The organism is Tautonia sociabilis (genome assembly GCF_003977685.1).
GTDB classification, from domain to species: Bacteria; Planctomycetota; Planctomycetia; order Isosphaerales; family Isosphaeraceae; genus Tautonia; species Tautonia sociabilis.
On the sequence record NZ_RYZH01000009.1, the window covers coordinates 119,240 to 142,082 of the forward strand.

18 protein-coding genes are annotated in these 22,843 nt (G+C 69.9%); 6 read left to right on the top strand and 12 right to left on the bottom strand.

Annotation, left to right across the window (positions count from 1 at the left end):
• Positions 1-102: 102 nt before the first annotated feature.
• On the top strand, positions 103-993 hold the full coding sequence (locus tag TsocGM_RS06665; protein WP_126724524.1) for a leucine-rich repeat domain-containing protein: 891 nt from the start codon (positions 103-105) through the stop codon (positions 991-993).
• Between the two features lie 158 nt (positions 994-1,151).
• Here TsocGM_RS06665 and TsocGM_RS06670 read toward each other — a convergent pair whose 3' ends face one another.
• From TsocGM_RS06670 to purM, 3 genes are all read right to left on the bottom strand, one after another.
• On the bottom strand, positions 1,152-2,159 hold the full coding sequence (locus TsocGM_RS06670) for a DUF1559 family PulG-like putative transporter (RefSeq protein WP_391731738.1): 1,008 nt from the start codon (positions 2,157-2,159) through the stop codon (positions 1,152-1,154).
• A gap of 70 nt (positions 2,160-2,229) precedes the next feature.
• Positions 2,230-2,667 (bottom strand): hypothetical protein, encoded by a 438-nt coding sequence (locus TsocGM_RS06675; RefSeq protein ID WP_126724526.1) that lies wholly within the window; start codon positions 2,665-2,667, stop codon positions 2,230-2,232.
• A gap of 702 nt (positions 2,668-3,369) precedes the next feature.
• On the bottom strand, positions 3,370-4,464 hold the full coding sequence (purM, locus tag TsocGM_RS06680) for a phosphoribosylformylglycinamidine cyclo-ligase (RefSeq protein ID WP_126724527.1): 1,095 nt from the start codon (positions 4,462-4,464) through the stop codon (positions 3,370-3,372).
• Positions 4,465-5,119: 655 nt separating this feature from the next.
• Here purM and TsocGM_RS06685 point away from each other — a divergent pair.
• From TsocGM_RS06685 to TsocGM_RS06695, 3 genes are all read left to right on the top strand, one after another.
• Entirely contained in the window at positions 5,120-5,389 is a 270-nt protein-coding gene (locus TsocGM_RS06685) for an acylphosphatase (RefSeq protein WP_126724528.1), read from the top strand.
• A 110-nt stretch (positions 5,390-5,499) separates the two neighbouring features.
• Positions 5,500-6,321 (top strand): ABC transporter permease subunit, encoded by an 822-nt coding sequence (locus TsocGM_RS06690; protein WP_126724529.1) that lies wholly within the window; start codon positions 5,500-5,502, stop codon positions 6,319-6,321.
• Positions 6,322-6,414: 93 nt separating this feature from the next.
• Positions 6,415-8,289, top strand: a complete 1,875-nt coding sequence (locus TsocGM_RS06695) for an ABC transporter ATP-binding protein (RefSeq protein WP_126724530.1) — start codon at positions 6,415-6,417, stop codon at positions 8,287-8,289.
• 83 nt (positions 8,290-8,372) lie between these two features.
• Here the strand turns inward: TsocGM_RS06695 and TsocGM_RS06700 are convergent, their stop codons facing one another.
• From TsocGM_RS06700 to TsocGM_RS06710, 3 genes are all read right to left on the bottom strand, one after another.
• Complete coding sequence (locus TsocGM_RS06700; protein ID WP_233578471.1) at positions 8,373-9,101, bottom strand: SDR family oxidoreductase; 729 nt, start codon at positions 9,099-9,101, stop codon at positions 8,373-8,375.
• A 224-nt stretch (positions 9,102-9,325) separates the two neighbouring features.
• Complete coding sequence (locus TsocGM_RS27560; protein WP_126724532.1) at positions 9,326-11,242, bottom strand: S8 family peptidase; 1,917 nt, start codon at positions 11,240-11,242, stop codon at positions 9,326-9,328.
• A gap of 992 nt (positions 11,243-12,234) precedes the next feature.
• On the bottom strand, positions 12,235-12,846 hold the full coding sequence (locus tag TsocGM_RS06710; protein WP_126724533.1) for a hypothetical protein: 612 nt from the start codon (positions 12,844-12,846) through the stop codon (positions 12,235-12,237).
• 262 nt (positions 12,847-13,108) lie between these two features.
• Here TsocGM_RS06710 and TsocGM_RS06715 point away from each other — a divergent pair, with 262 nt between their 5' ends.
• Entirely contained in the window at positions 13,109-14,137 is a 1,029-nt protein-coding gene (locus TsocGM_RS06715) for a DUF3500 domain-containing protein (protein WP_126724534.1), read from the top strand.
• 52 nt (positions 14,138-14,189) lie between these two features.
• On the opposite strand, the gene TsocGM_RS06720 is transcribed toward TsocGM_RS06715, so the two are convergent.
• The 3 genes from TsocGM_RS06720 to TsocGM_RS06730 all read right to left on the bottom strand — a co-directional run bounded on the left by TsocGM_RS06720 (position 14,190) and on the right by TsocGM_RS06730 (position 15,289).
• Positions 14,190-14,444 carry a hypothetical protein gene (locus TsocGM_RS06720; protein ID WP_126724535.1) on the bottom strand — a complete coding sequence of 85 codons (255 nt, stop codon included), beginning with the start codon at positions 14,442-14,444 and terminating at the stop codon, positions 14,190-14,192.
• Between the two features lie 57 nt (positions 14,445-14,501).
• A complete protein-coding gene (locus TsocGM_RS06725) occupies positions 14,502-14,807 on the bottom strand; it encodes a hypothetical protein (protein WP_126724536.1) in 306 nt (101 codons plus the stop codon).
• 101 nt (positions 14,808-14,908) lie between these two features.
• Positions 14,909-15,289, bottom strand: a complete 381-nt coding sequence (locus TsocGM_RS06730) for a group I truncated hemoglobin (protein ID WP_126724537.1) — start codon at positions 15,287-15,289, stop codon at positions 14,909-14,911.
• A gap of 580 nt (positions 15,290-15,869) precedes the next feature.
• Here TsocGM_RS06730 and TsocGM_RS06735 point away from each other — a divergent pair.
• Positions 15,870-16,703: a DUF6065 family protein gene (locus TsocGM_RS06735; protein WP_126724538.1), complete on the top strand. Its 834-nt coding sequence runs from the start codon at positions 15,870-15,872 to the stop codon at positions 16,701-16,703.
• A gap of 82 nt (positions 16,704-16,785) precedes the next feature.
• Here TsocGM_RS06735 and TsocGM_RS06740 read toward each other — a convergent pair whose 3' ends face one another.
• From TsocGM_RS06740 to TsocGM_RS06750, 3 genes are all read right to left on the bottom strand, one after another.
• The gene (locus TsocGM_RS06740) at positions 16,786-18,510 is read right to left on the bottom strand and encodes a M3 family oligoendopeptidase (protein ID WP_126724539.1); all 1,725 of its coding nucleotides are present in this window, start codon (positions 18,508-18,510) and stop codon (positions 16,786-16,788) included.
• Positions 18,511-18,778: 268 nt separating this feature from the next.
• A complete protein-coding gene (locus TsocGM_RS06745; protein WP_126724540.1) occupies positions 18,779-21,112 on the bottom strand; it encodes an exo-beta-N-acetylmuramidase NamZ domain-containing protein in 2,334 nt (777 codons plus the stop codon).
• 62 nt (positions 21,113-21,174) lie between these two features.
• Positions 21,175-22,752 carry a sodium:solute symporter gene (locus tag TsocGM_RS06750; RefSeq protein ID WP_126724541.1) on the bottom strand — a complete coding sequence of 526 codons (1,578 nt, stop codon included), beginning with the start codon at positions 22,750-22,752 and terminating at the stop codon, positions 21,175-21,177.
• Positions 22,753-22,843 lie beyond the last annotated feature (91 nt).

The following is a 22,843-nucleotide window of genomic DNA, read 5'->3' on the forward strand; positions in this document are numbered from 1 at the left end:
GAGGTCGCATCGGGCCGCCGACCTGGCTACAATCCAGCCGGCCGGCGGCGGCTCGTCCGGCGTCCGGGATTCGCATCGGTGACCGATGAACCGGGGACCCTCATGAGACGAACGATCATCGCCTTCGCCAGCGCCGTCCTGCTCTCGGGATGCGCTTCCGAGTCGGCCCAGCGGGCTGAGATCGAGAGGGCCGGCGGCACCGTCGAGCTGGCCGACGACGGCTCGATCTCCCGGATCAACCTTGATGGCACGTCCGTCGGGGACGACTTCCTCGCCGGGCTCGAGGGCCTCGACTCGGTCAGCGGCCTGTTTCTCGGGGGGACCCAGGTCACCGACGCCGGGCTGGCCCGACTGGCGACGATGCCCCGCCTGACCTGGCTGGATCTGAGCGACACGGCCGTGACCGATGAGGGGCTGGCCGCCCTGGCTGAGCTGCCCGGGCTGACGGTGCTGAACCTCTCCGGCACGGCCATCACCGACGAGGGACTGGCTCGGCTCGCGACGCTGTCGCAACTGCAAGAGCTCGACCTCTCCGAGACCGCCGTGACCGACGAGGGACTGGATCGGCTCGACCCGCTCGACCGGCTCTCGACCCTGCACCTGAGCCGCACCGGCATCAAGGGTCCGGGGCTCGCCGCGCTGGCCGGGCTGGACTCGCTGTCGACCCTCTACCTGGTCGGCATCCCGATCGATGACGAAGGGACCGAGTACCTGCTGAGCCTCACCCAGCTCGGCAACCTCTACCTCAACGACACGGAGATCACCGACGCGGCCGTGCCCCGGCTCGCGCAATTGAAGAACCTGGCCTACCTGTACCTGGACCGGACCAACATCACCGAGGACGGCGCCGACGCGCTGACCTCGGCGCTGCCGGATACCATCATTCCCCCCCGTGAGATCCGCTCCGGGGCCTCTGAAGTCTCCCCGTCCGAGGCTGGCCAGGACGGCATCGAGCAGGCGGAAGAGCCTGCCGAGGCGGCCAACACGCCCTGATCGGCCGAGCCTTCCTCAGGCGGGGGGAGCCAGGAACACATCGGGGCCGGCACGAGCGTTGGCTCACGCCGGCCCCGGGGAGAGACAGCCCGACCGGCCCAGACCCGGTCGGGTCGCGAGATGCATGGTCGCGATTGATCGATCGATTGACGGATCGATCAATACTGATCGGCGCTGATGACCTCGCCGCCGCTGGTGGTGCTCAGGCTCCGCCAGACGAAGACGTTGATCGATTCCTTGAAGAACTTGACGCTGCCGTCGGCCATGGCGACGTTGACCCCGCCGGGGTGGCGGCTGCGGGCGGCGAAGGTCTTGTCGAGCTCGGTGGTCACCGGGGTGCAGGGCGGATTGGGCGCGGTGTTGTTGCACCAGTAGGCGTCGATGACATCGGGCGACTTGCTGTTGGGGGTCAGGAAGCCGTTGAACCCGGTGGCGTCTCCCCACTGGGTGAAGCCGCGGAGGTCGCGCCCCTGGGCGATGATGGTCTCGGAGACCAGCAGGGTGTTGCTCAGGCCGTCTCGGATGCTGGAAAAGCCAACAACCTTGCGGGTGGTGCGGCCAGGATAGTACGACGGGGCGATGTCGATGTCCGGGGAGCCCATGTCATAGAACGGGGCCCCGCGGAAATTGATGTTGAAGGCGGGCATGTTTAGCTGCGAAACCGTCGTGTTGCCGAGATTCGCGACGTAGTTGCGGTACTTGCACTCAAAGCGGACGCCGTTGACCGTGGCGGTGATCGGGTTGGCCGGATTGCTCCCCTCGTCGCTTGGGCAGAGATAGGCAGCGAGGTCGAGGTTGGCGACGGTGCGATTGACGGCGCCGAAGTAGCGGAAGTTACCGTCAAACCCGGCGGCCTGGCCGGCGCTGGAATTGTTGCCGTTGAAGTTGAAGGCGTTGTAGGCGGCCACTTGCTCCAACTGCGGCAAGATGAACAGTTGCCAGGTCCCCCAGCAGCAGCCCTTGCGGCCCGGGGCGAGGGAGCCGAAGGCGTCGTGATAGTTGTGCATCGCCAGGCCAACCTGCTTGAGGTTGTTGGTGCATTGGGCGCGGCGAGCGGCCTCGCGGGCGCTCTGCACGGCCGGCAACAGCAGGGCGATGAGCACACCGATAATGGCGATGACCACGAGCAGTTCAATGAGGGTAAACGCCCGTCTTGAGGATCGGATCATGCGGTGGCTCCTGATCAGGAGGTGAGGAGGCGAGCGGGCCCAGGGCAGGCCAGGCCCGGGGGGCTCATCATCCCGAGGTCAGCTCGAAGACGATGGGCGGGTTGTCTCCGGCCTCAACGGTGGCCCGGAGGGTGGTTTCGGCGTTATACTTCTTCGGCACCAGCTCCTCGGCGGGAGGAATAAAGGTATCGCCGGGGGCCTCGCCGGCGCCGGGCTCGACGCCCGTCGAGCCAGCCGAGTTGATCACCACCCGGTACTCTCCCGGGACCGGCCCGTTGGTGCGATTGAACGAGAATTCGCCTTGGGTGATCTCCGTGGCCACCGAGGTGATGCTCTGGTTCGACGCGGGGTCGAAGGTGATCAGGCCCGACTCCAGCGGCTGCCCGTCCAGCGTCACCGATCCGGAGATGGGCTGTCGATCGAGCTCGTCTCCCCCGCCGCAGCCGAGCAAGGGGGCCGCGATCGCGAGGGTCGCCAGCAGGATGTGGGGACGTTTCCTAGGCATTGACGATTCGCATTCCCACTTCGGGATCGACCTCGACCGCCACGTTTCCCAATTCGGGGGCCGACCGGACGCCGAGCCCGGCCCAATCGTGCCCGAACTCACGCAATCGTGATTCGAGCAACGTTCGAGGTCGACAAGAAATAAGACAGACACCATGTGGTTTCGCCGACTGGCAGACCGTTGTCAAGTCATTCCTCCTTCCCCGTTCTCACGGCGGCCGGGCGTCCGTTGGCACCTGCGAATCCTGGGGCTCCCCCCGGTTGGGGGAGCCAGAATCTCCCCGCCGCATGGAGCGCATTGACTCGCCCTTGTGGCGGCGGGAGCCCGGAGGCCGGTCGGCCCGCCTCCTCCGGTTCCGATGGGCGGGAGAGGATCCCGGGCTCCGGATCGGCCGGTCGGAAGCCTCGACCGGACGGGGAAGAATCGATTCGGGACGGGGAGGGTGAAACCGATCGCAGCGCCCACCGAGCCGGGGTGATCGAACCCCAGGAGCGATGGGCCCCTCAGAGGGGCGAGGCCCCCCGAAGCCCCCGGGGCGCTTCCGATCGATTCAAGGCCCAGGCCTCCTGGTCTCCGATCCGATTCCCCCTCGGGAGATCGGCGGGGGAGCTTGGCCCCCCGGACTTCCCGAGGGGCGGGGACGAGCCGGGAGCGACGGCGGCCGGCGGCTCGACCGGGAGCCGGAGCGCGGAGGACCGGCGATCAGCCGTCCCAGACGACGCCTCGAGGCCCCTCGCGCACCTCGCCGATGACCCAGGAGGGGATGCCGGCCTCGGTCCTCAGGTAGCGGGCGATGGCCTCGGCGTAGTACTCGGCCACGATCAGCACCAGGCCGATCCCCATGTTGAAGACGCGGTCGGCCTCCGCGTCCGGCAGGGAGCCGACCGACTTCAGCCAGCCGAAGACGGGGGGGACTTCCCACGATCCCCGGCGCAGGTGGATCGAGCATCCCTCGGGCAGCACCCGGGGAGGGTTGTCGATCAGGCCGCCTCCGGTGATGTGAGCGATGGCGTGGACGATCCGCTTGACGCGATAATGCCGGTAAACCGTTTTGAGGGCCTTCACGTAGATCCGGGTCGGCGAGAGGAACTCGTCGGCCACGGTGCGGCCCAGTTCGGGGACGAACGAGTCGGGACGCAGGCCGGCGACCTCGAAGGCCAGCTTCCTCGCTAGGCTATAGCCGTTGGAGTGCAGGCCCGAGCTGGCCAGGCCAACCACCTTGTCGCCCGGGCGGACCTCCGAGCCGTCGAGGATCTGCCGGCGCTCGACGACGCCGAGGCAGAAGCCGGCCAGGTCGTACTCACCGGCATGGTAGAAGTCGGGCAAAATGGCGGTTTCGCCGCCGAGCAGGGCGCACTCGGCCTCGACGCAGCCGTCGGAGACTCCCTGGACGATCCGACGGGTCAGGTCGGGGTCGTCCCGGCTCATGGCGACGTAGTCGAGAAACAGCAGGGGCTCGGCCCCGGCGCAGAGGCAGTCGTTGACCGACATCGCCACCAGATCGACCCCCACCGTCTCGTGGCGGCCGGTGGCGAAGGCCAGCTTCAGCTTCGTGCCGACGCCGTCGGTCGAGGCCACGAGCACCGGGTCGCGGTAGGTGCGGGTCAGCAGCCGGATGTTGTCGTCCAGCCGGAAGAGGCCCGCGAACCCTCCCGGCCACTCGATGACCCGAGGGGTGTAGGTCCGCCGCAACAGGGGGGGGATCTGCCGCATCGTCTGCTCGTAGGCGTCGAGATCGACGCCGGCGGCCTTGTAATCGACCGGCGATCGCGGCGGCTCGGGGGCGGGCGTGGACATGGGCGGGAGGTCCGGTCCAGTACGATTCGATTCGATTCGATTCGAAGGGATTCAGGGCGGTCGGCGGGGGCCTCGGAGGTCGGTCGGACGGCCAAGTGTACCAGACGGCGGGGCCGGGGGTCAGCGAGGGACGCTCTCCGAGGGGCAAGGGGCCTTCCCTCGGATCGAGCCAGAGCTCGCGCTGCCGTTTCGAGCGTCTTCCGACGCGATGGAAGACATCGGAGGGACCTTCGATCAGGACTCGGGCAAGGACGCCCACCGCTCCTCGATGGAACGGCTTGGGGATCTTGACGACCCGCCTGGCGCTTTTGACAAGCGGCATCCGCCGCCGGCCCCGATGGGCCGAACCATCCTCGCCAGGCCCGCGGGCAAGAGCGGGACCAGCCCCACGGCGATCCTCCCCGGCGGATTCGAAGCATGGCGGGAGGCGCCTCCGGCTGCTCAATCTCACCACCCGCACGGCCATCCCCAGAAGACGAGGGACCTTCCGTCATCACCAGCCGGAGGATGAACTGGCCCAGGGCAGCCAGGAGAGGAGCGGATCCGAGGCCGGTTGATCGCGGGGTCGGCGGGACGCTACACTCGACATCCTTCGCGGAACGAACCGGAGCACCGGATCCGTCCCCCCCCCCGCCCCGAGGTCAGAGGAGAGCGCATGATCCGATGCCGCGTCTATTATGACGGCCGGGTGCAGGGCGTTGGCTTCCGGGCGACGGCGAGCCGGATCGCGGCCGACTTCGAGGTGGGCGGCACGGTTCGGAACCTGGACGACGGGCGGGTGGAGCTGGTCGTCGAGGGGACGGAGGACGAGGTCGAGACGTTCCTGACGGCGGTGCGATCCGAGCTGCGCCGGTTCATCCGGGACGAGCGGACGGAAATCCTGCCGCCGGGCGAACCTTTCTCCGAATTCCGCGTAGCATACTGAAACGGACGCCCCGGGCGTCGGATCGCCGTCCGCAATCGGCGTCCGGGCCGAGGCCGTCCCGTTCTCATCCTCCCCGCATCCTCGCGACGCCGAATCGGGCCCCAACCGCCATGAAAACGCTGACCATCGCGCGGGCGACCGCCACGCAGGCGATCCGCCAGCCGGCCTTCGTCGTCTTGCTCTTCTTCGCCTCGATGGTCCTGATCACCTCGGTGTTCCTGCCGTACTTCACGTTCGGCGAGGACATCAAGATGTACAAAGACACGGGCCTGACGGCGATCACGTTCTTCGCCCTGCTGCTGGCGCTGCTGACGAGCAGCTCGGCGGTGGCGGAGGAGATCGAGGGGAAGACGGCGGTGACGCTGCTGTCCAAGCCGGTGAACCGTCGGCAGTTCATCGTGGGCAAGTTCATGGGGATCGAGGCGGCGGTGCTGGCGCTGTTCCTGATCCTGGGGGCGCTGTTCGCGGCTGGGGTCTGGTACAAGTACGTCTACGACCTGCGCGAGGGGGCGGGGGGGACGATCGACACGGCGATGCGGGTCAAGCAGGTCTTGCAGGTCATGCCGGGCCTGGCGCTGGGGTTCTTCGAGGTGACGGTGATCGCGGCGATCAGCGTGGCGATCTCGACCCGGCTGCCGATGCTGGTCAACCTGATCACGTGCATCTCGATCTTCTTCCTGGGACACCTGACCGAGGTGCTGGTACGCCAGGCGGAGGACATCCGGGCCAACGAGCTGGTCACGTTCATGGCCCGGCTGTTCCAGTGGGCGCTGCCGTTCCTGGAGTTCTTCAACGCGGGCCCGGCGATCTCCACGGGGGTGATCATCCCGTGGGTGGGGTATGTGCTCCCCGCGCTGGTGTACTGTGTGTTGTATAGTGGAGCGGCCTTGCTGTTCGCGTTCTTGCTGTTCGAGACCCGCGACGTGGCGTGACGCCCTTCGGCCCGGGACGGCCCGGACGCCTCCGGGCTCCGGGGTTGGTCCCGGGGCGACTTCGCCTCGCCCCGGGCGAGGGGTCCGAAAGCCATGAGCTGGGACGATTATCGGCGCGTCCGAGAGGGCGCGAAGGTCGAGACGACCCGCCGTGTGGTTGTGCACGTCGCGGGGGTGGTCCAGTCGCTGCTCATCCCGGCACTGGTGATCGTCGTCGGCCTGATCCTGGCCCTCATCGCCGCCGATCCGGGCGACCCGAGCATCCAGCTCCGGGGCTCCGAGGGGCGGACGCTCGTGCAGCTCCCGCCGCTGCCGGAGGGGACCGATGACGCTTCGCTGGCAGCGTGGCGGGCGTCGGCCCGGGGCCTGCTGGCGATCTTGCTGGCGGTGGCGCTGGGCCTGCTGCTGGCGATCTCGGCGATTGACTCGCTGAGGAGAAGGGGGATCGCCCGGCTCTCGGCCCAGTTCGCCTCGAGCATCCGCCGGCTGATCCACCGGCAGATGTACCGCTTTGGCCAGTCGGCCTTGCCGACGGAGGGAATCGGGCCGATCGTCGACCTCTTCACGCGGGAGGTGGACGACCTCCGGGACGGGTTCCGGGCCGGGCTCGATGGCTCGTGGCGGCATCCGGTGCTGGCCGCGGGGCTGGTCGCGCTGGCGATCGCCTTGTCCTGGCCACTGACGCTGTTCCTCTCGGTGCTCGGCGTGCTCGTGGCGGTGATCGCCTCGGCGCTCCACCGGCGGTCGGCCTCGACGGCCGAGGCGGCGGCCCGGGACGCGGAGATGAAGATGAGCCTGCTGCACGAGGATCTCGGGCAGATCCGCACCGTCCGGGTCTTCGGCATGGAGTCGGTGGACAACCGCCGGTTCGACGAGCACCTGGAGGACTACCGGGAGCGAGACGCCAGCCGGGTGGGTTCGGAAGGCCGGCTCGGCCCCGGGGTGGTGCTGGTGCTGGGAGCGGCCTCGGCGCTGGGGGTGGGCCTGATCGGCCTGCTGACGATCGCCGGTCGGATCGACCCGCCGGCGGCGTTGACCCTGGTGGCGACCCTCGGCCTGCTGTCCGGGCCGGCGCTGGGCTGGGTCCGGATGCGTCGGGCGTTGCGGCGAGCCACCCGGTCGGCGGCCGACGTCTCCCGGTTCCTCGACCGGCGGCCGGAACTGCTCCAGATGCCGAACGCCAAGTTCCTCTCGCCGGTTCGCTCTCGGATCGTGCTGGAGAACGTCACGGTCGAGGGCCCAACCGGCCGGAGGCTGCTGGAGGGGGTGTCTCTGGAGCTGCCGGCCGGCTCGAGGACGGCGATCATGGGCCGGGACGAGGACAGCAAGCAGGCACTCGTCTGCCTCCTGCCCCGGCTGCTGGACCCGAAGGTCGGCCGCGTGCGGATGGACGGGCACGACCTGCGCGAGGTGACGCTCGACTCGCTCCGAGCGCAGGTCGCCACGGTCTTCCAGTCCGACCTGATCTTCAGCGACACGGTGGCCTTCAACATCGGGCTCGGGGACCCAAGCTACGACCTCCCCCGGCTGATCGAGGCGGCCAAGAACGCCCACGCGCACCACGTCATCCAGGACCTTCCCCAGGGGTACGATACCTTCGTCGGCCCGATGGGGCACTACCTGAGGATCGACGAACAGTACCGCATCGCCCTGGCCCGAGCCTGGCTGCACGACCCCTCGATCCTGATCATCGAGGAGCCGACCGTGCCGCTGGACGAGACGATCAAGCCGCTGATCGACGACGCCATCAGCCGCCTCTGCCAGGGGAGGACGGTGCTGTTCCTGGCCCACCGCCTCTCGACGATCCGGGCCTGCGAGCGCGTGGTGGTGCTGCACAACGGCCGGATCGAGGCGATCGGCTCGGCCAAGGAATTGCAGGCCGAGAGCAAGCTGTACCGGCACCTGCAATATCTGGAGTTCAACCAATTCGCCGCCGGCGGCATCGAGGCGGGGCAGATGCAGGAGTGATCCCGGGATGCTTCGAGGATGATCCTCATCCGGAGCGGGGGGCGCGGCGTCGCGTCGGCGAGCCCCCCGGGCGGCGATCGGGCTCAGGCGAAGTCGTCGACGGTGGGCTTGATGATCAGCTCGGGCACGTGGGCGCGGGCCGGCAGTTCGGCCAGGAACCGGACGGCCCGGGCGACGTCCTCGGGCTGGAGGATCTGAGCCCGGCGCTCGGCGGAGACAGGCACAGGACGGCGGTCGAGGATCGGCGTCTCGACCTCGCCGGGGTGGATGGCGGTCGACCGGATACCGTGCTCGCGCTCCTCCCGGCCGATGCACCAGGCCAGGGCATTCTGACCGAACTTCGAGGCGGAGTAGGCCGTGCCGCCGAGCACGCTGGCCCGGATCCCCGCGATGGAGGCGATCTGGACGATCAGCCCGCGGCGGTGCCGGCGCATCGAAGGCAGCACGAAGTGCACCAGGTTGAACGCGCCGGTCAGATTGGTGGCGATCAGGCGGTCCCAGTCGGCGGGGTCGAGCACCTCGAGCGACCGATTCGGGATGTTGATGCCGGCGTTGCAGACGAGGATGTCAATGCTGCCGAAATCGTCGAGCACCCGTTCGACCATCGCGGCGACGGCGGCGCGGTCGGCGACGTCGCAGGGCTCGACCCGGCAGGACGCGCCGGCGTCTCCCAGTCCGGCCTTGACGGCCTCCAGCTTCGCTCGATCTCGGCCGACGAGGGCGACCCGAAGCCCAGCACGGGCCAGGTCCTCGGCGATCGCCCGTCCCATGCCGCTGCCGGCCCCGGTGATCAGTGCGGTGCGGTGCTCCACGTCGCGTCCTCTGTGGCTGGAGTTCGATCGAATCGGGGGCGATGACCCGAGGGCCCCCGAAGGGAAGGCCCCGTCGGGTCCGTCACCCGGCATCACCCGTCGGCCGGCGAGCGATCCGGGGCCGGCCCGAGCTCGACGGACAAAGGGCCGGTCCGATCGTGTGCATCGGACCGGCCCCGCGTCGAGACGAACCGGATTCTAACCGCCGGAGGCGCCCTCCTCAATCAGAGCGACGACCGCCGGGAGACCAGGGCGGCGAACGGGCGGGCCGAACCCGCCGGGAAGGGCCGCCAGCCCTCGGGCCGGGCGGGCCGGAGGCGAGTGGAGAGCCGGGACGCCCTGAGGAACTGGGCCCTCCCCTGGGCCACCGAGGCCCCCGACCCGATGTTCCAGGCCCGAACCGCCGCGGCCTTCCCCGGCAGCCGGAACAGGGCGGCGAGTTGCAGGGCGGCGTCGTTCTCCAAGACCGGGGCAACAGGATCGGCCGGAGCCGGAGCCGGAGCCGGCTCGGGATCCTCTCCCATCCCTGGATCGATCACCACCGACACGTCGATGGGAGGAACGTCGCCCGCCGGCGGAGCGGGCGCGTCGGCATCGGTCGGGGAGCCGGGGCTGGGGGGATCAGCCGCCGGGGGCTCGGCCGCCAGCGGCGGGGACGACGGGGCGTCGGGCCCGGCTGGCTCGGAGGAGGGAGGCTCGGGAGCCGGAGCCGGGGCCGGAGCCGGGGAGGGAGTCGGAGTGTTCGGATCGGTCGGCGACGGCTCGGCCGACGAGCCCGACGAGGGGAGGTCGCCCGTCGAGGAACCCGATCCGCCTTGCGCCGGGCGGTTCGAGGGGGGCGTCGACGGACGGGATCCGCCCTGGGTCGACCCCGAGCCGGCCCCCGAGCCGGAACCTCCCGATCCTGTCGAGCCGTCCGACGGCTCCGCCGCCGGCGAGGAAGGGAGGGCCGGGGCCGCCGGCTTCGGCGAGGTCGAGGAGCCGGAAGCGGTCGAGCCCCCGGTCCCCCCCCCCTGCCCTGACGTCCCGGAGGAGGGGGAGGAAGGCGATGGGCTGGGGATGAGGGCGGCGGCGGAGGGGATGTCGAGCCGGCCGATGGTGACGCCGGTGACGGGGTCGCGAACCGGGTCGGCCGAATCGCGGAGCCACCCCTCGATCTGGTCGACGGTGGGCAGCGTACCGAACCGCTTCAGGTACAGCTCCTGGAGCAGGAGGACCGAGCCGGTGACCAGCGGGGCGGCGAAGCTGGTGCCGTCGAGCGGGGCGAAAGAGGAGCCGTCCCAGGGGCCGACCACGGCTCGGCCGGGGGCCAGCAGGTCGGTGGCCGAGGCGCCGCCGACGGCCCGGCCGAGGCGCTGGGCGTCGGCGGCGATGCGGTCGGGGCCGTCGGACCCGGTGACGCTGATCGTGTCGCTGACGATCGCGGTGAAGCCCATCCCCTGTGTGCCGGAGAAGCTGTTGCCCGCGGCGGTGACGACCGGGATGTTCAAGCGCTCGAGCGTGTCGATCAGACTGATGATCCGCTGGACCACCGGGCTGGCGAACAGGGTGGGGGCGGCGACGTAGTTCTTACCGTCGGAGATCGACAGATTGACGACCGAGATGTTGTACGTCTCGTGATTCGAGACGACCCACTGGAGGGCGTCGGCGATGCGATCGAAGCTGCCGGCGCCGCTGTCGTCGAAGACCCGGAGGGCCACGATCTGGGCCCCGGGGGCGACTCCCAGGGCGGCCGGGTCGCGGGAGGCGATGATGCCGGCCACCCCGGTGCCGTGCAAGGTGTTGCTGGGCATCGGGTCGGCGTCCCCCTCGCCGAAGTCGTAACCGCCCACGACGACCGCTCCCGAGCCGAAGCCACCGCCGCCAAAGGCGGGGTGGTTGTAATTCACGCCGGTGTCGATGACCGCGGCGGTCAGGCCGGCGCCGGTGACACCGTAGCGGGCCCGGGCCTCCGAGGCGCCGATGATGGCGTCCTGCGCGGTCGTCGCCGCCGGGGTCGCCACGACGGCCGGGTTCGACTCGGCGGGCATCGGGACGGGGTCGCCGACCGAGGAGAGGTCGGCGACGCTCAGCAGCAGGCGGTGCTCGAAGGGCTCAACGCCGGGGCGGCGCGATTGCGGTCGGGTGCGGTTGCGCGACATGAATCGGGACTCTCGGGCGGCCGCGACGGACCGACCGGGCGAACCGACGCGGGGCGGCGCCGGAGGATCGCGGCCGACGCGGGGCGAAGCGTCGGGAGGCCGCGAAGCGATCCGGGGCGGGCGCGACGGAGCCGATCGGAGGGCTCAAGGGGGAGGCGGCCGCGACGGCATGGGCCGGTCGCGGCGGTCTGGCGGTGCGTCGCATCCTGCGGCCCGATCGGGCCGACCGACCCGATCGTCGGGCGGCGGACCCGTCCTGAGCCCGCCGAATCCGGCCGGGGTCGTCCCGGCCGTTCATCTCCCCGCGACCAGGCCGGGCCGATCGATTTGATCGGGCCCAGGGCTCGGGCCGCGGAGATCCCTCGCTGCCTCATCCGATCGGACGGCTTCGTCGCCGCCCTTCATCACCCGACAGGATTTTCCTCGACGCCCCTCGCCCCGACCGTCGCCATCGCCCCGCCCCGCATCCCGATCATCCAGGGCGCATCCGTCGCTTCCTCCCGATCCCGGCTGATCGGCCCGCCTGCCCCACCGTCGCCCCGGGGCCGGCTCAAGCCTCCTCCGCCCGTGCAAAGGTATCGTCGAGAGCCGATTGAAAGATTGCCTTGTACCGGATTGTAAACAGGTCGATCGGCGTTGCGACCCCCACGACCGCGAGGGCTTGCCCGACCGGCCCGACGAGCACGGGGAAGCGAAACTCGAACGGCGGAATGTGGAGCGGAAGGGGCTCTCAAGAATCACGAGGAGGATGCGGAATCGCGATTGGAGGCGAGGAGGCTCCTCGACTTATGGAGAAGTCCTGGTGAATGCACCTGGCGATCGTTCCTCCTGCTCGCCGGGTGGTTCGAGTCCGGAGGGAAGAGGAGGAGACGGCCAGCGACGGATCGACCCCCGAGGTCACCGGGCCTGCGTCGGTGTCGGCGTCGAACGGCCGGGCCTCCGACGTCCGCCGTCGCATCGTGAGCGCCGGCCATCGGCTGCGGCGGACTCGATCATTGGGTTTGAGCGGAACGCTCCGTCTCGGGACCGGCCGGGTCCGAGTGGTCCCCGGGGGCCGACGTCTCAGGAGGCGCCTCGGGACCATCGCCCTGCTCGTCGCGATCCGAGTGCAGGGGCGCCCGGGCTCCGGGGCCGAAGCGGCCGGGGTGCCAATCCCCCCGGAAGCGGAAGCGGTTCCCGGGGGGATCGGCGCCGTCTCGGGAGCCTGGGAATCGCCTCGGAACGGAGCCGAGCGCGGCGGAGGCCCGGGAGAGCTCCCGCTCGGAGACTCGGCCGTCGCGGTCAAGGTCGAGCAGGGCGTACACCCGGTGGTCGTGGACCATCGCTCCGGCGAAAAGGCCGGAGTGTCGCTCGTACGGCCCGTCTTGCTCCCGCTCGTTGTAGACCTGCCGGGCGAAGGCGCCGGAGACGACCATCGCGAGCAGGTTGCTCACGAGGATGACGGCCGTCAGCCGGGTCGTCTCGTCTTTCCTCGCCCGGCAGAGCCAGGCACCGACCCCGGCGACGACCAGGGCGAGGACCAGGGCCAGCAGGATCGCTCCGAACAACTCCTCGGGGGATCGGTCCAAGATCAAACCCACCATCTCGTCGATCCAGACGGGCATCGACCAGCCTCCTCGCTCGATCTCCTCGTTGCAGGCACTCGCTCCTCCCATTCCTGGGCGTCCTCGGCGGGGCGATTGGCCCTGGTTTCTCCCGGGCTCGATCCCGGATCGGCGCGGGGTCGGCGACCGATCGGGCGGTTTCGCCGGGCGGGTTCGTCTGATAGAGTGGCTCGGTACGGGACGGTGCGAGCCGGCCCGGGCTCCGGGAAGATTGGTCGACGCGTTGAATCCGGGACGCCCATCGAGGGAGGAGGGACCGCCGATGTCCGAGACGCCCCGAGCCGCCCACCCGACCCGCCGAGACTTCGTGAGGACCCTTGGCGCCGCCGGCCTGACGGCCGCCGTGCCGCTGATCGGAGTGCGATCGATCGAGGCGATGCCTTCTCTGAGGACGGCCGACGAGGTCGGGCCGAAGCCGACCGATCCGGCCGAGTCGGCCGTCGCCCGCCTGTTCGCCACGCTCTCCTCGGAGCAGCGGGAGACGATCTGCTTCCCGTTCGACCACCCGCTGCGCTCCCGGGTCGAGAACAACTGGGCGATCGTCGAGCCGACCATCGACGACATGACGGCCGAGCAGCAGGAGCTCTGCCGCGAAATCATGAAAGGGATCTGCTCTGAAGACGGTTTCGACCGCTTCATGAGGCAGATGGACGAGGACTACGGCGGCTTCGGCGCCTACCACGTGGCCCTCTTCGGCGAGCCGGGATCGGGAGGGCCGTTCGAGTGGGTCCTCTCCGGCCGGCACGACACTCTGCGGGCCGACGGCAACTCCGTCCCGGGGGCGGCCTTCGGCGGGCCAATCTTCTACGGCCACGCCTCGAAGTCGTTCAACGAGGACGCCTCGCACACCGGCAACGTCTGGTGGTATCAGGGAGAGCAGGCCAACGCCATCTTCAAGACGCTGGACGAGTCCCAGCGCGCCCAGGCCCTCGTGGACGGCAGCCGCGCGGCCGACGCCTCCCGCACCATCGAGCTAAAGGGGGAGAAGGTCCCCGAGCGCGGCCTGCTCGTCTCCGAGCTGGACGACCAGCAGAAGCAGATGGTCCGCACGCTGATCGAAGCAATGCTCTCGCCCTTCCGCGAGGCCGATCAGCAAGAGGTGCTCGCCTGCATCGAGGCCGCCGGCGGCGTCGACCCGATGCGGCTGACCTACTACACGGACGGCGACATCGGCGAGGACGGGGTCTGGGACGTCTGGAAGGTGGAGGGCCCGGCCTTCGCCTGGTACTTCCACGGCGAGCCCCATGTGCACACCTGGCTCAACGTCGCCCGCACGGCGCCGGGGGCCTGACGGGCCCTCCTGGCCGGGGGAGCGGGCCATGACCGCCCCCCCGCGAGCGCCGTCAGGAGAGCCCCCGCTCCGCCTCCCCCTCGGTCTGGCGGCGGACGATCCCCAGGGTGAAGCCGCCGATGAGGAAGGCCAGGCCGGTCAGCAGCATGCCGGCGGCCAGGTAGGTCCAGAAGGACGAGTCGGGGCGGTTGCGCAGGAGGAAGGCCATCCAGAGGCCGCTCCAGATCGTCAGCAACGAGCCGACGGTGACGCCGGCCAGCGCCGTGCCGGCCCAAGAGGCCTCGGAGTCGTTCGAATCGGGTCGCATCGGCAAGCGCTCCTTGAAATGGGTCGGAGGCCGAAGAAGGAGAACCGGCGGTGATCGTCAGCCCTCGCCGCCCCTGGAGGCGGTGACGGCGATCGAATCGGGCTTGTCCTCGTGCCGCTCGGCCGGCTCCCGGGCGGCGCGGCCGATCCGGCCGGAGAGCAGGCCGATGGCTCCCAGGTCGAGCCCGCTCAGCAACACTCCGGCGGAGAGAAAGGAGAACAGCTCGCGCTCGGGCGGGTTGTTGATGAGGTAGACCGCCCAGACCCCTCCCCAGATGGTCAAAAAGACACCCAGCCCGAGCAGCCAGAGGGCCAGGCTCGCGATCTTGTCCCCGACATCCGAGCTGACTCGCTTGATGCGCATGTCCCGACCTCCCCGCGCTTGCTTGAAGGGGACGGGCCGCCGCGCCCGTCGACTCGATGCGGAGGAGCGGAGCAACTTGCGCGCCATGCCGAGCGGAGGGCTCACTCGCTGACGGTGGAGCGGCCGACGATGTCGTCGGCATAGGTGTTGATGCGATCGATCACCTCGGTGACCTCGGCCTGCTCGAGGCCGACGTCGCGGAGGGTCTGCAGCAGGTGCTGGGTGAAGCGGTTGAAGTGGTGGACGGTGATGCCGCGGTCCTGGTGGGCGTGGGAGAGCGCGAGGCCGGAGTAGCGCTGGGGACCGTCGAGGGCGGCCCCGAAGAATTCCCGCTGCATGCGACGGAGCGATTCCATCGAAGCGTGCCGGAAGAACGGCTCGAGCTCCGGGTCGTCGAGGACGCGGCGGTAGAAGTCGTCGATGACGCGGGCCACGGTGGCCTCGCCGCCGATTCGATCGTAGAGTGTCGCTTCATCGCGCATCGGGCCGCCTCCGGTCGCCGGGATCGAGGGCCGGTGGGGCGATCCGGCCCGCTTCCAGCCGAGCGCACTCGACTTTAGGGTACTCGGCCCGGCTCCGCAACCGACCGCCACGGAATGGCCTTTGCGTTACTGGCCCGGCCGAGGCGGCCCCCCGGCCCGATCTCTTGGGTCCTCCCGGACGGCCCCCAGGTCTCTTGAGAAGGAAGCCACACCGAGGGGATCGTTCACCCGCAAGGAACTCCTCGCGATCGAGGATTTCTCGTACGACCCGATCGGCGACCTCGACGCGCCGAGCCACGGTGGACCAGGGCCCTGCCCCGGATGGCCGACGCGGCCCACGATCCGAAGCTCAAGACCAGTTTCCGGCGGCATCTGGCGGCGCCCCGGGGGCAGGCCTCCCGCCCTCGGCGGCCGAGCAGCGCCCGGGAGAGGGGCCTCCCTCCCCCTCGCCTCCGGATCGCCCTTCGCGCGGGGACCGATCCGGGGGATGATCGGGGGCGAGCCGCTCGATCGCCCCGGTCTCTCGCCGACAGCGGCCGCCGGGGCGATCTCCGAACGCCAACCGGGAGGGAGCCTGGCCATGGACGACGGCCAGCCGCGCGAGGACGGTGGCGGCGAGGGCGCCGACCGCCTGAAGATCATCGCCTTCGAGCGTTACGGGCCGGTCGAGCTGGCCCTGTTCCGCGCCCCGCCGAAACGGCGGTGGATGGACGAATCGGCCGGCCGGTTCGCCTACCGGTGCCTGCCGCTGGTGATCGCCAACCAGGCCGGCTGGCTCATCCGCAACCCGATCCACTTCAGCGTCTTCTGGAACGGGGGGACCACCGCCCCCGACCTCCAGGTCCTCGCCCCTCCGGGTCAGGTCGGCTTCTCGACGGCATTCGGCCCCGAGTCGGTCGTCGAGAGCCACTTCGGCGAGGGGGTGCTCACCTTCCAGCTGCCGTACCTGTTCCGGACCAGCCCCGGATACAACCTCTGGGTGAAGGGCCCGGCCAACATGATCAAGGACGGCATCCAGCCGCTCGAGGGGATGGTCGAGACCGACTGGTCCCCCGCGCCGTTCACGATGAACTGGAAGGTCACCCGTCCCTTCCACACGATCACCTTCCTGCCCGGCGAGCCCATCTGCCAGCTCATCCCCTACCCCCGGGGACTGATCGAGCGGTTCGACCCCGAGGTCCGCGACCTGGCCGATGAACCCGAACTGGCCTCGGCCTACGGCGAGTGGCACTCCCGTCGCGGCCGGTTCCTGGTCGATCGCGGCGTTCCCGGCACCGAGGCGCACCGCAAGGACTGGCAGAAGGAGTACTTCCGCGGTCAGGCCCCCGCCGGTGGCCGCGTCCCGGACCATCAGACGGCGCTGGAAACCAAGGAGTTCGTCCGCAAGTCGGCGGAGCGGACGGACGAGGCCTGATCCCGATCGGGGAGACGCCGTTGCGTTGGTGGGGCTGGGGTCGGGGGCGACCCCAGTCCCGGCGGCTCAACCGGGGCGCGGGTCAGGCGTCGCCGAGCCGGTGCAGCTCCTCCCAGACCTCTCGCATCAGCGGGGCGATGGTGGCGGCGGAGAAGTCGAACGTCGCGCCGGCGGCCTCGAACAGCTCGGGGAGCGGCCGGGATCCGCCCAGCGCCAGGGCGGATCGGTACGAGGAGACGGCCGCCTGGCGGTCGGACCGCGATCGGCGCCAGACCTGCAGGGCGCCGAGCTGCGCGATGCCGTACTCGATGTAATAGAACGGATACAGGAAGATGTGCAGCTGGCGATGCCAGGAGTTCGAGCGCACCTCCTCCAGGCCGGACCAGTCGACCAGGCCGCCGAAGCGGTCCATCAGGGCGTCCCAGGCGGCGCGGCGGTCGTCCCGGGAGTGGCCGGGGTTGCGGTAGATCCAGTGCTGGAAGGCGTCGACGGTGGCGATCCAGGGGAGGATGAGGACGATCCCCTCGAGCAGCTCCCGGTAGGAGCGGCGGGCGTCGGCCTCGGAGTAGAAGACGGTCAGCTCGGGGGCGCCGAGCAGCTCCATGCTCATCGAGGCGACCTCGCAGAACTCGATCGGCGCGTCGCGGTAGTCGGCCAGCGGCTCTCCTCGGGCGGCGAGGGTGTGGAAGGCGTGGCCGCCCTCGTGGAGCACGGTGCGCAGGTCGCCGTCGACCCCCACGGCGTTCATGAAGATGAACGGCAGGCGGTCGTCCTCCAGGGTCGTCTGGTAGCCGCCGGGAGCCTTCCCCTTGCGGTTGGCCAGGTCGAGCAGGTTGCGTTGCCTCATGAAGGCGAACTGGGCGCCCAGCTCGGGATCGACGCGGGAGAAGATCTCCGTGGCCCCCTCGGCCAGGCGATCGGCGTCGGCGAAGGGGCGGAGCGGAGGGCGGCCCTGGGGGTCGACGGAGAGGTCCCAGGGGCGGAGCCGCTCCAGGTTCATCGCCACCCGGCGCTGCTGCTGGAGGGCTCGGGCCAGGGGGACGACCTCCGACTCGACGGCGTCCTGGAACGCCTTGGCCTGGTCGGGGCCATAGTCGAAGCGCTCTCGGCTGGCGTAGCAGTAGGCGACGAAGTCATCAAAGCCGGCCTCTCGGGCGATCTCCACCCGAAGGGCGAGCATGCGGTCGAACAGGTCGTCCAGCGCGTCGCGGTCCTGGAGCCGGCGGCGGGAGATGAGCCGCCAGACCTCCTCCCGGAGGGCGCGGTCGGGCTCCTCCAGGAAGGGGGCGAGCTGGGGAAGGGTCTTCTCCTCCCCTCGGAAGGTGGCGGTCATGGCGCCGATGGTTTTCTGGTACTTCTGGCCAAGCTCGGCCAGCTCGGTCTCTCTCGGGATGTTCGCCTCACGGTAGAGGTTCCGCCGGTTCTCCTGGGAGCGGTTGAAGACCTCATAGCGATCGGCGGGCAGACCGGCGCGATGGGGGGAGTCGAGATAGGCGTTCCGGAGCCGGTTGCGGTAGGGCTTGAGCTTCGGCTCGATGTCTCGGACATACGCGAGGTAGGCGGCCTCGCGCTCGGGGTCGTCGGTCTGGCAGGTCATGGCGATGTAGCGGGAGTCCCGCTCCTGCGAGACGGCCGAATTCAGCTCGCCGACGTCGCGAAGCCACTGCTCCAGCTCGGCGGGGGAATGGATCGGACGCTCGAGCAGTTGTTGATAATAGGGCTCGATCTGCTCCCAGGTCTTCAGCTCCACGTCGGCGGGAAGCCAGCGGTGCGGGAAGGTTTCCGGGACGTAGGAGGCGGCACTCATCAGGTTCGACCCCAAGGGAAGGCGGGAGAATGTCGGAGAGGCGGGCTTGGGAGCCAGCCATTCCGCCATGCTGACGGATCGGGGAGCGTCGGGCAATGCCAACCGGGGCACAGACATCCCCTCTCCCCGGCCGCTTCTCCGCCCGGAAAGAGCGCGCGGCCGGCGGCCGGAAGCGGGGACGAGCGTCGGTGAGGGCGGACCGGGAGCGAACGCTCGCCGAAGGGGGGACGGCCCGAAAGGGGAGCCCCGCATCGGCCTCGAGCCCGGCTCAGTCCTCGTAGATGAGGTACTTCGCCCGAACGTCGAGGAACTCGCGAAGCTCCCGGGCCCAGGTGCGCCGGACGGCTCGGGCGTCGGCGCCGGAGACGATCGCCTCGAACGCGGCGCGGTTGGCCATCAGCCGGTTGAGGGCCTCGGGCTTCCAGTCGTCCGGGTAGAGGCGGCGCAGGGTCACGGCGAGGGTGATGCCCAGCTCGATCGGGTCGAACTCGTCCCAGTCGGTGATGATGATGAAAACACCGCCGCACTCCTCGCCTTCGTACTGGCGCTCGGTCGGGGAGAAGCGGATCGGGACGAACCGGACGCCGCCCAGGCCCTCGGCGTTCAGCTCCGAGGCCCAGCGGCGGGGGTCGATCCAGGGAGCGCCGACGCGCTCGAACGGCGTGTCGGTCCCCCGGCCGGTGGCGAGGTTGGTCGCCTCCAGCAGTCCGACTCCGGGATAGAGCATCGCCTCGGTGAGGCTCCGCATGTTCGGCGAGGGGTTCGTCCAGAGCAGGCCTGTTTGGTCGAAGGTCATCGACCGCCGCCATCCCCGGCAGGGGACGACGGTGAGATCGGCGTCGATGCCGCGTTCCGCGTTGAACATCCCCGCCAGCTCGCCGATGGTCATCCCGTGCCGTACCGGCAGACGATGGAAGGCGATGAAGGACTGCGCGTCCTCATCGCGAACCGGCCCGGAGACGGCGACGCCGCCGATCGGATTCGGGCGGTCGAGAACAAGGACGGGGAGGCCCTCCTCGGCAGCGGCCTCGAGCACGAGCCCCATCGTGCTGATATAGGTATAGAAGCGAGCGCCGATATCGGCGATATCAAAGACCAGGGCGTCGAGGCCCTCCAGTTGCTCGGGGGAGGGCTTGCGGCGCTCGCCGTAGAGGCTGTAGATCGGCAGGCCGGTCTTCTCGTCTCGGGAGTCGCCGATGGTGCTGACGTCGAGCAGGCCTCGGATACCGTGCTCGGGGCTGAACAGGGCGGCCAGCTCGACTCCCGGGGCCTCGAACAGAACGTCGATCGTCGCCCGGCCGTCCCGGGTCTTGCCGGTGTGGTTGGTGACGAGGCCGACGCGCTTGCCCTGAAGCGGGGCGAAGCCCTCGGCCTCGAGCACGTCGATCCCGCAGAGGACGTCGGCCGGGGCAGCCGGCTCGGGGGCCGGGAGCGGAGTGTCGACGATCGCCGAAGCGACGAGGGAGGCCACCCGGCGGCGGAGGGCGGTCGGGGAGGGCTTGTCGCCGCCGGGGTGGAGTCGGCTGGTCAGGAGGATGACGAACGTCTCGGTGTCGGGATCGATCCAGATGCTCGTGCCCGTGAATCCGGTGTGGCCGAAGCTGCGGGGGCCGAAGCGGTCTCCCCGGGGGGCGCTGTAGCCGGTGGCGAGGTCCCAGCCAAGGCCGCGACGCTCCCCCTCCGGAGTGTCGTCGGGGTCGATCATGGCCCGGACGGTCGGGGGGGCGAGGATGCGAGTCCCGTTTGACCCGACCCCACCGTCGAGCAACGTCTGGGCGTAGATCGCCAGGTCGTCGGCCGTGGCGAACAGCCCGGCGTGGCCGGCGACGCCGCCGAGGGCCCGGGAGCGGGGGTCGTGGACCACCCCCCGGAAAAAGGAGTCGCCGTCGCGCTCGGTCGGGGCGATCCGGGAGGGGTCGATCCCGCGGTCAAGGGGCAGAAAGGTGGTGTCGGCCATGCCAAGGGGGGTGAAGACGTGCTCGCGGGCGAACTCGTCGAGCGGTTGCCCCGAGACGCGCTCGACCAGCCGGCCGAGGATCAGAAAACCGACGTCGGAATAGCGGAAGCGATCGCCGGGGGGGCCGACGAGGTCGATGTCGGCCAGGCGCCGCCAGGCTTCCTCGACACCGTGCTCGTAGTCGCCGATCGGGTTGTCGGGGATCAGACCGGCGCGGTGGCGGAGGAGCATCTCGACGGTGATCGCCTCCTTGCCGTTGCTGGCGAACTCGGGCAGGTACGTTGTGATCGGCTCGTCCAGGTCGATGAGGCCGCGTTCCCAGAGGATCATGACCGAGGTCGCGGTGGCGACGGGCTTGGTGAGCGAGGCCATGTCGAAGACCGAGTCCCGGGTCATCGGCTCGGCCTCGGGCTCGACGGCTCGGAGGCCGATCGCCTCGGCCAGCGCGATCCGGCCCCGGCGGCCGACGACCACCACGGCGCCGGGAACCTGGCCCTCGGCAACGGCGGAGGAGACGGCCTCCGTCACCTCGGCGAGTTTCGAGGCGTCGAAGCCAAGATCCTCGGCAGGAGCGGAGGGGAGCGCCCCCGGAGCGGGGCAGGCGGCCAGCAGGCCGGCGAGCAAAAGGGCGGCGGAGGCGGTCATCGTCGTTCCGATCCTGAATGCGGAAACGTCTTGGAGTGTGCAACCTTCGAACGAATGGCGGCTCAGTCCTCGGGGCCGGTTTCGGAGACGGGCCCGGCCGTCTCGGTGCGGGGGACGATCAGCGACGCGAGCAGGCCGACGAGGAACGTCGTCCCCGAGCCGACCAGCGCGAAGTAGGGCCAGGCAAGAGCGCCCTCGAACGGGTAGACGCCCCGGGGCATCGAGGGGAACCACTCGGTGAGCACGGGGCCGAACTTGGCGTAGGAGACGGCCGCGAGGCCGGCGATCAGCCCGATCAGCGCCGCCCCTTGGCCGACGCGACGGGTCAGCACTCCGAGCAGGAAGACGCCGAGGATGATCCCCGTCACGAACGAGGCGATCGCCAGCGCGTTCTCCACCACCGTGCTGTCCTGGAATCGGGCTGCCGCCACCACGGCAATCCCCATCTGGGCGATGCCCCAGGCGACGGTCAGGGCCTTCGAGAGCACGAGGAGGCGCCCTTCGCCAAGGCCCGGGAAGCTCGGCCGGATCAGGTCGTTGACCGTCGACGAGGCGGAAGCGTTCAGCGAGCTGGACAGCGTGCTCATCGCCGCCGAGAAGATCGCCGCGACGACCAGGCCGACCAGCCCCGTCGGCAGGTACGTGACGATGAACGCGGCGAACTCGCCGTCGACCTGCAAGGGGCGCTCGGGGGGGTGCTCGGTGTAGAAGATCGACAGCGCCACGCCAATCAGGAGGAACAGCGCGAACTGAGCGAAGACGACAAGGCCACTGGCGATCAACGCCCCGGACGCCTGCCGCCGAGACCGGGCGGAAAGGTACCGCTGCACCATCATCTGATCGGCGCCGTGGGTGGCCGTGTTGAGGACCATGCCGCCGATGACGCCGGCCCAGATCGTGAACGGCTGGGTCAGGTCGAACGAGAGATCAAACAGGCGGAACTTCCCGGCCGCGGCGCCGGAGGCCCAGAGGTCCTCCCAGCCGCCGTCGAGCCGGCCGACCATGATGAACAGGGCGGCCACGGCACCGAGCATATAGATAAGAAACTGCGTCACGTCGGTCCAGACCACCGCCGTCATGCCGCCGAGGAAGGTGTAGACGATCGTCGAGAGGCCCATCCCGAGGATCGCCGCGGGCATCGCCCACTCGGCCGGCATGATCGCCCCCGGGCCGTCGCCGACCAGCCCGCTCAGCAGCAGGAGGCGGCGCAGGACGATGGCGGCCAGGTAAAGGCGGAGGCCGTCGCCGAGGGTCCGGGAGAGGAGGAAGAGGATCGAGGCGACGGTCTTGGTCGCGCCGCCGAATCGCTGGTTGAGCACCTGATAGGCCGTGTACATCTGGCCGCGAAAGTAGCTCGGCAGCAGCAAGACCGAGACAAGCACGCGGCCGATGATGTAGCCGATGGCCAGTTGCAGATAGGTGAAGTTGCCCCCCGCTCGGAAACTCAGGCTAGGGACGCTGAGGAAGGTCGCCGTGCTCGTCTCGGTGGCGACGATCGAGAGCATCACCGCCCACGCCGGCACCCGAGAGCCCCCCAGGAAGTAGCCGGAGAGCCCCTTGCTCCGAGCGCCCACGAGGGAACCGAACAGCGTCACGCCGACGATGTAGACCAGGATGATGACGAGGTCGATCGAGCTCATGGGATGGTGGACCGGTTTCCTTCGTCGGCGGGGAGAGGGTGCGGGGAACCCAGGGACGAAACGGCCCGGCGATCGGCCACCTTGCCGGAGG

Excerpts from the sequence above, each read along its gene's own strand:
- TsocGM_RS06665 (WP_126724524.1), top strand. The coding sequence starts at position 103 with ATGAGACGAACGATCATCGCCTTCGCCAGCGCCGTCCTGCTCTCGGGA.
- TsocGM_RS06675 (WP_126724526.1), bottom strand. The coding sequence starts at position 2,667 with ATGCCTAGGAAACGTCCCCACATCCTGCTGGCGACCCTCGCGATCGCG.
- purM (WP_126724527.1), bottom strand. The coding sequence starts at position 4,464 with ATGTCCACGCCCGCCCCCGAGCCGCCGCGATCGCCGGTCGATTACAAG.
- TsocGM_RS06685 (WP_126724528.1), top strand. The coding sequence starts at position 5,120 with ATGATCCGATGCCGCGTCTATTATGACGGCCGGGTGCAGGGCGTTGGC.
- TsocGM_RS06690 (WP_126724529.1), top strand. The coding sequence starts at position 5,500 with ATGAAAACGCTGACCATCGCGCGGGCGACCGCCACGCAGGCGATCCGC.
- TsocGM_RS06695 (WP_126724530.1), top strand. The coding sequence starts at position 6,415 with ATGAGCTGGGACGATTATCGGCGCGTCCGAGAGGGCGCGAAGGTCGAG.
- TsocGM_RS27560 (WP_126724532.1), bottom strand. The coding sequence starts at position 11,242 with ATGTCGCGCAACCGCACCCGACCGCAATCGCGCCGCCCCGGCGTTGAG.
- TsocGM_RS06710 (WP_126724533.1), bottom strand. The coding sequence starts at position 12,846 with ATGCCCGTCTGGATCGACGAGATGGTGGGTTTGATCTTGGACCGATCC.
- TsocGM_RS06715 (WP_126724534.1), top strand. The coding sequence starts at position 13,109 with ATGTCCGAGACGCCCCGAGCCGCCCACCCGACCCGCCGAGACTTCGTG.
- TsocGM_RS06720 (WP_126724535.1), bottom strand. The coding sequence starts at position 14,444 with ATGCGACCCGATTCGAACGACTCCGAGGCCTCTTGGGCCGGCACGGCG.
- TsocGM_RS06725 (WP_126724536.1), bottom strand. The coding sequence starts at position 14,807 with ATGCGCATCAAGCGAGTCAGCTCGGATGTCGGGGACAAGATCGCGAGC.
- TsocGM_RS06730 (WP_126724537.1), bottom strand. The coding sequence starts at position 15,289 with ATGCGCGATGAAGCGACACTCTACGATCGAATCGGCGGCGAGGCCACC.
- TsocGM_RS06735 (WP_126724538.1), top strand. The coding sequence starts at position 15,870 with ATGGACGACGGCCAGCCGCGCGAGGACGGTGGCGGCGAGGGCGCCGAC.
- TsocGM_RS06740 (WP_126724539.1), bottom strand. The coding sequence starts at position 18,510 with ATGAGTGCCGCCTCCTACGTCCCGGAAACCTTCCCGCACCGCTGGCTT.
- TsocGM_RS06745 (WP_126724540.1), bottom strand. The coding sequence starts at position 21,112 with ATGACCGCCTCCGCCGCCCTTTTGCTCGCCGGCCTGCTGGCCGCCTGC.
- TsocGM_RS06750 (WP_126724541.1), bottom strand. The coding sequence starts at position 22,752 with ATGAGCTCGATCGACCTCGTCATCATCCTGGTCTACATCGTCGGCGTG.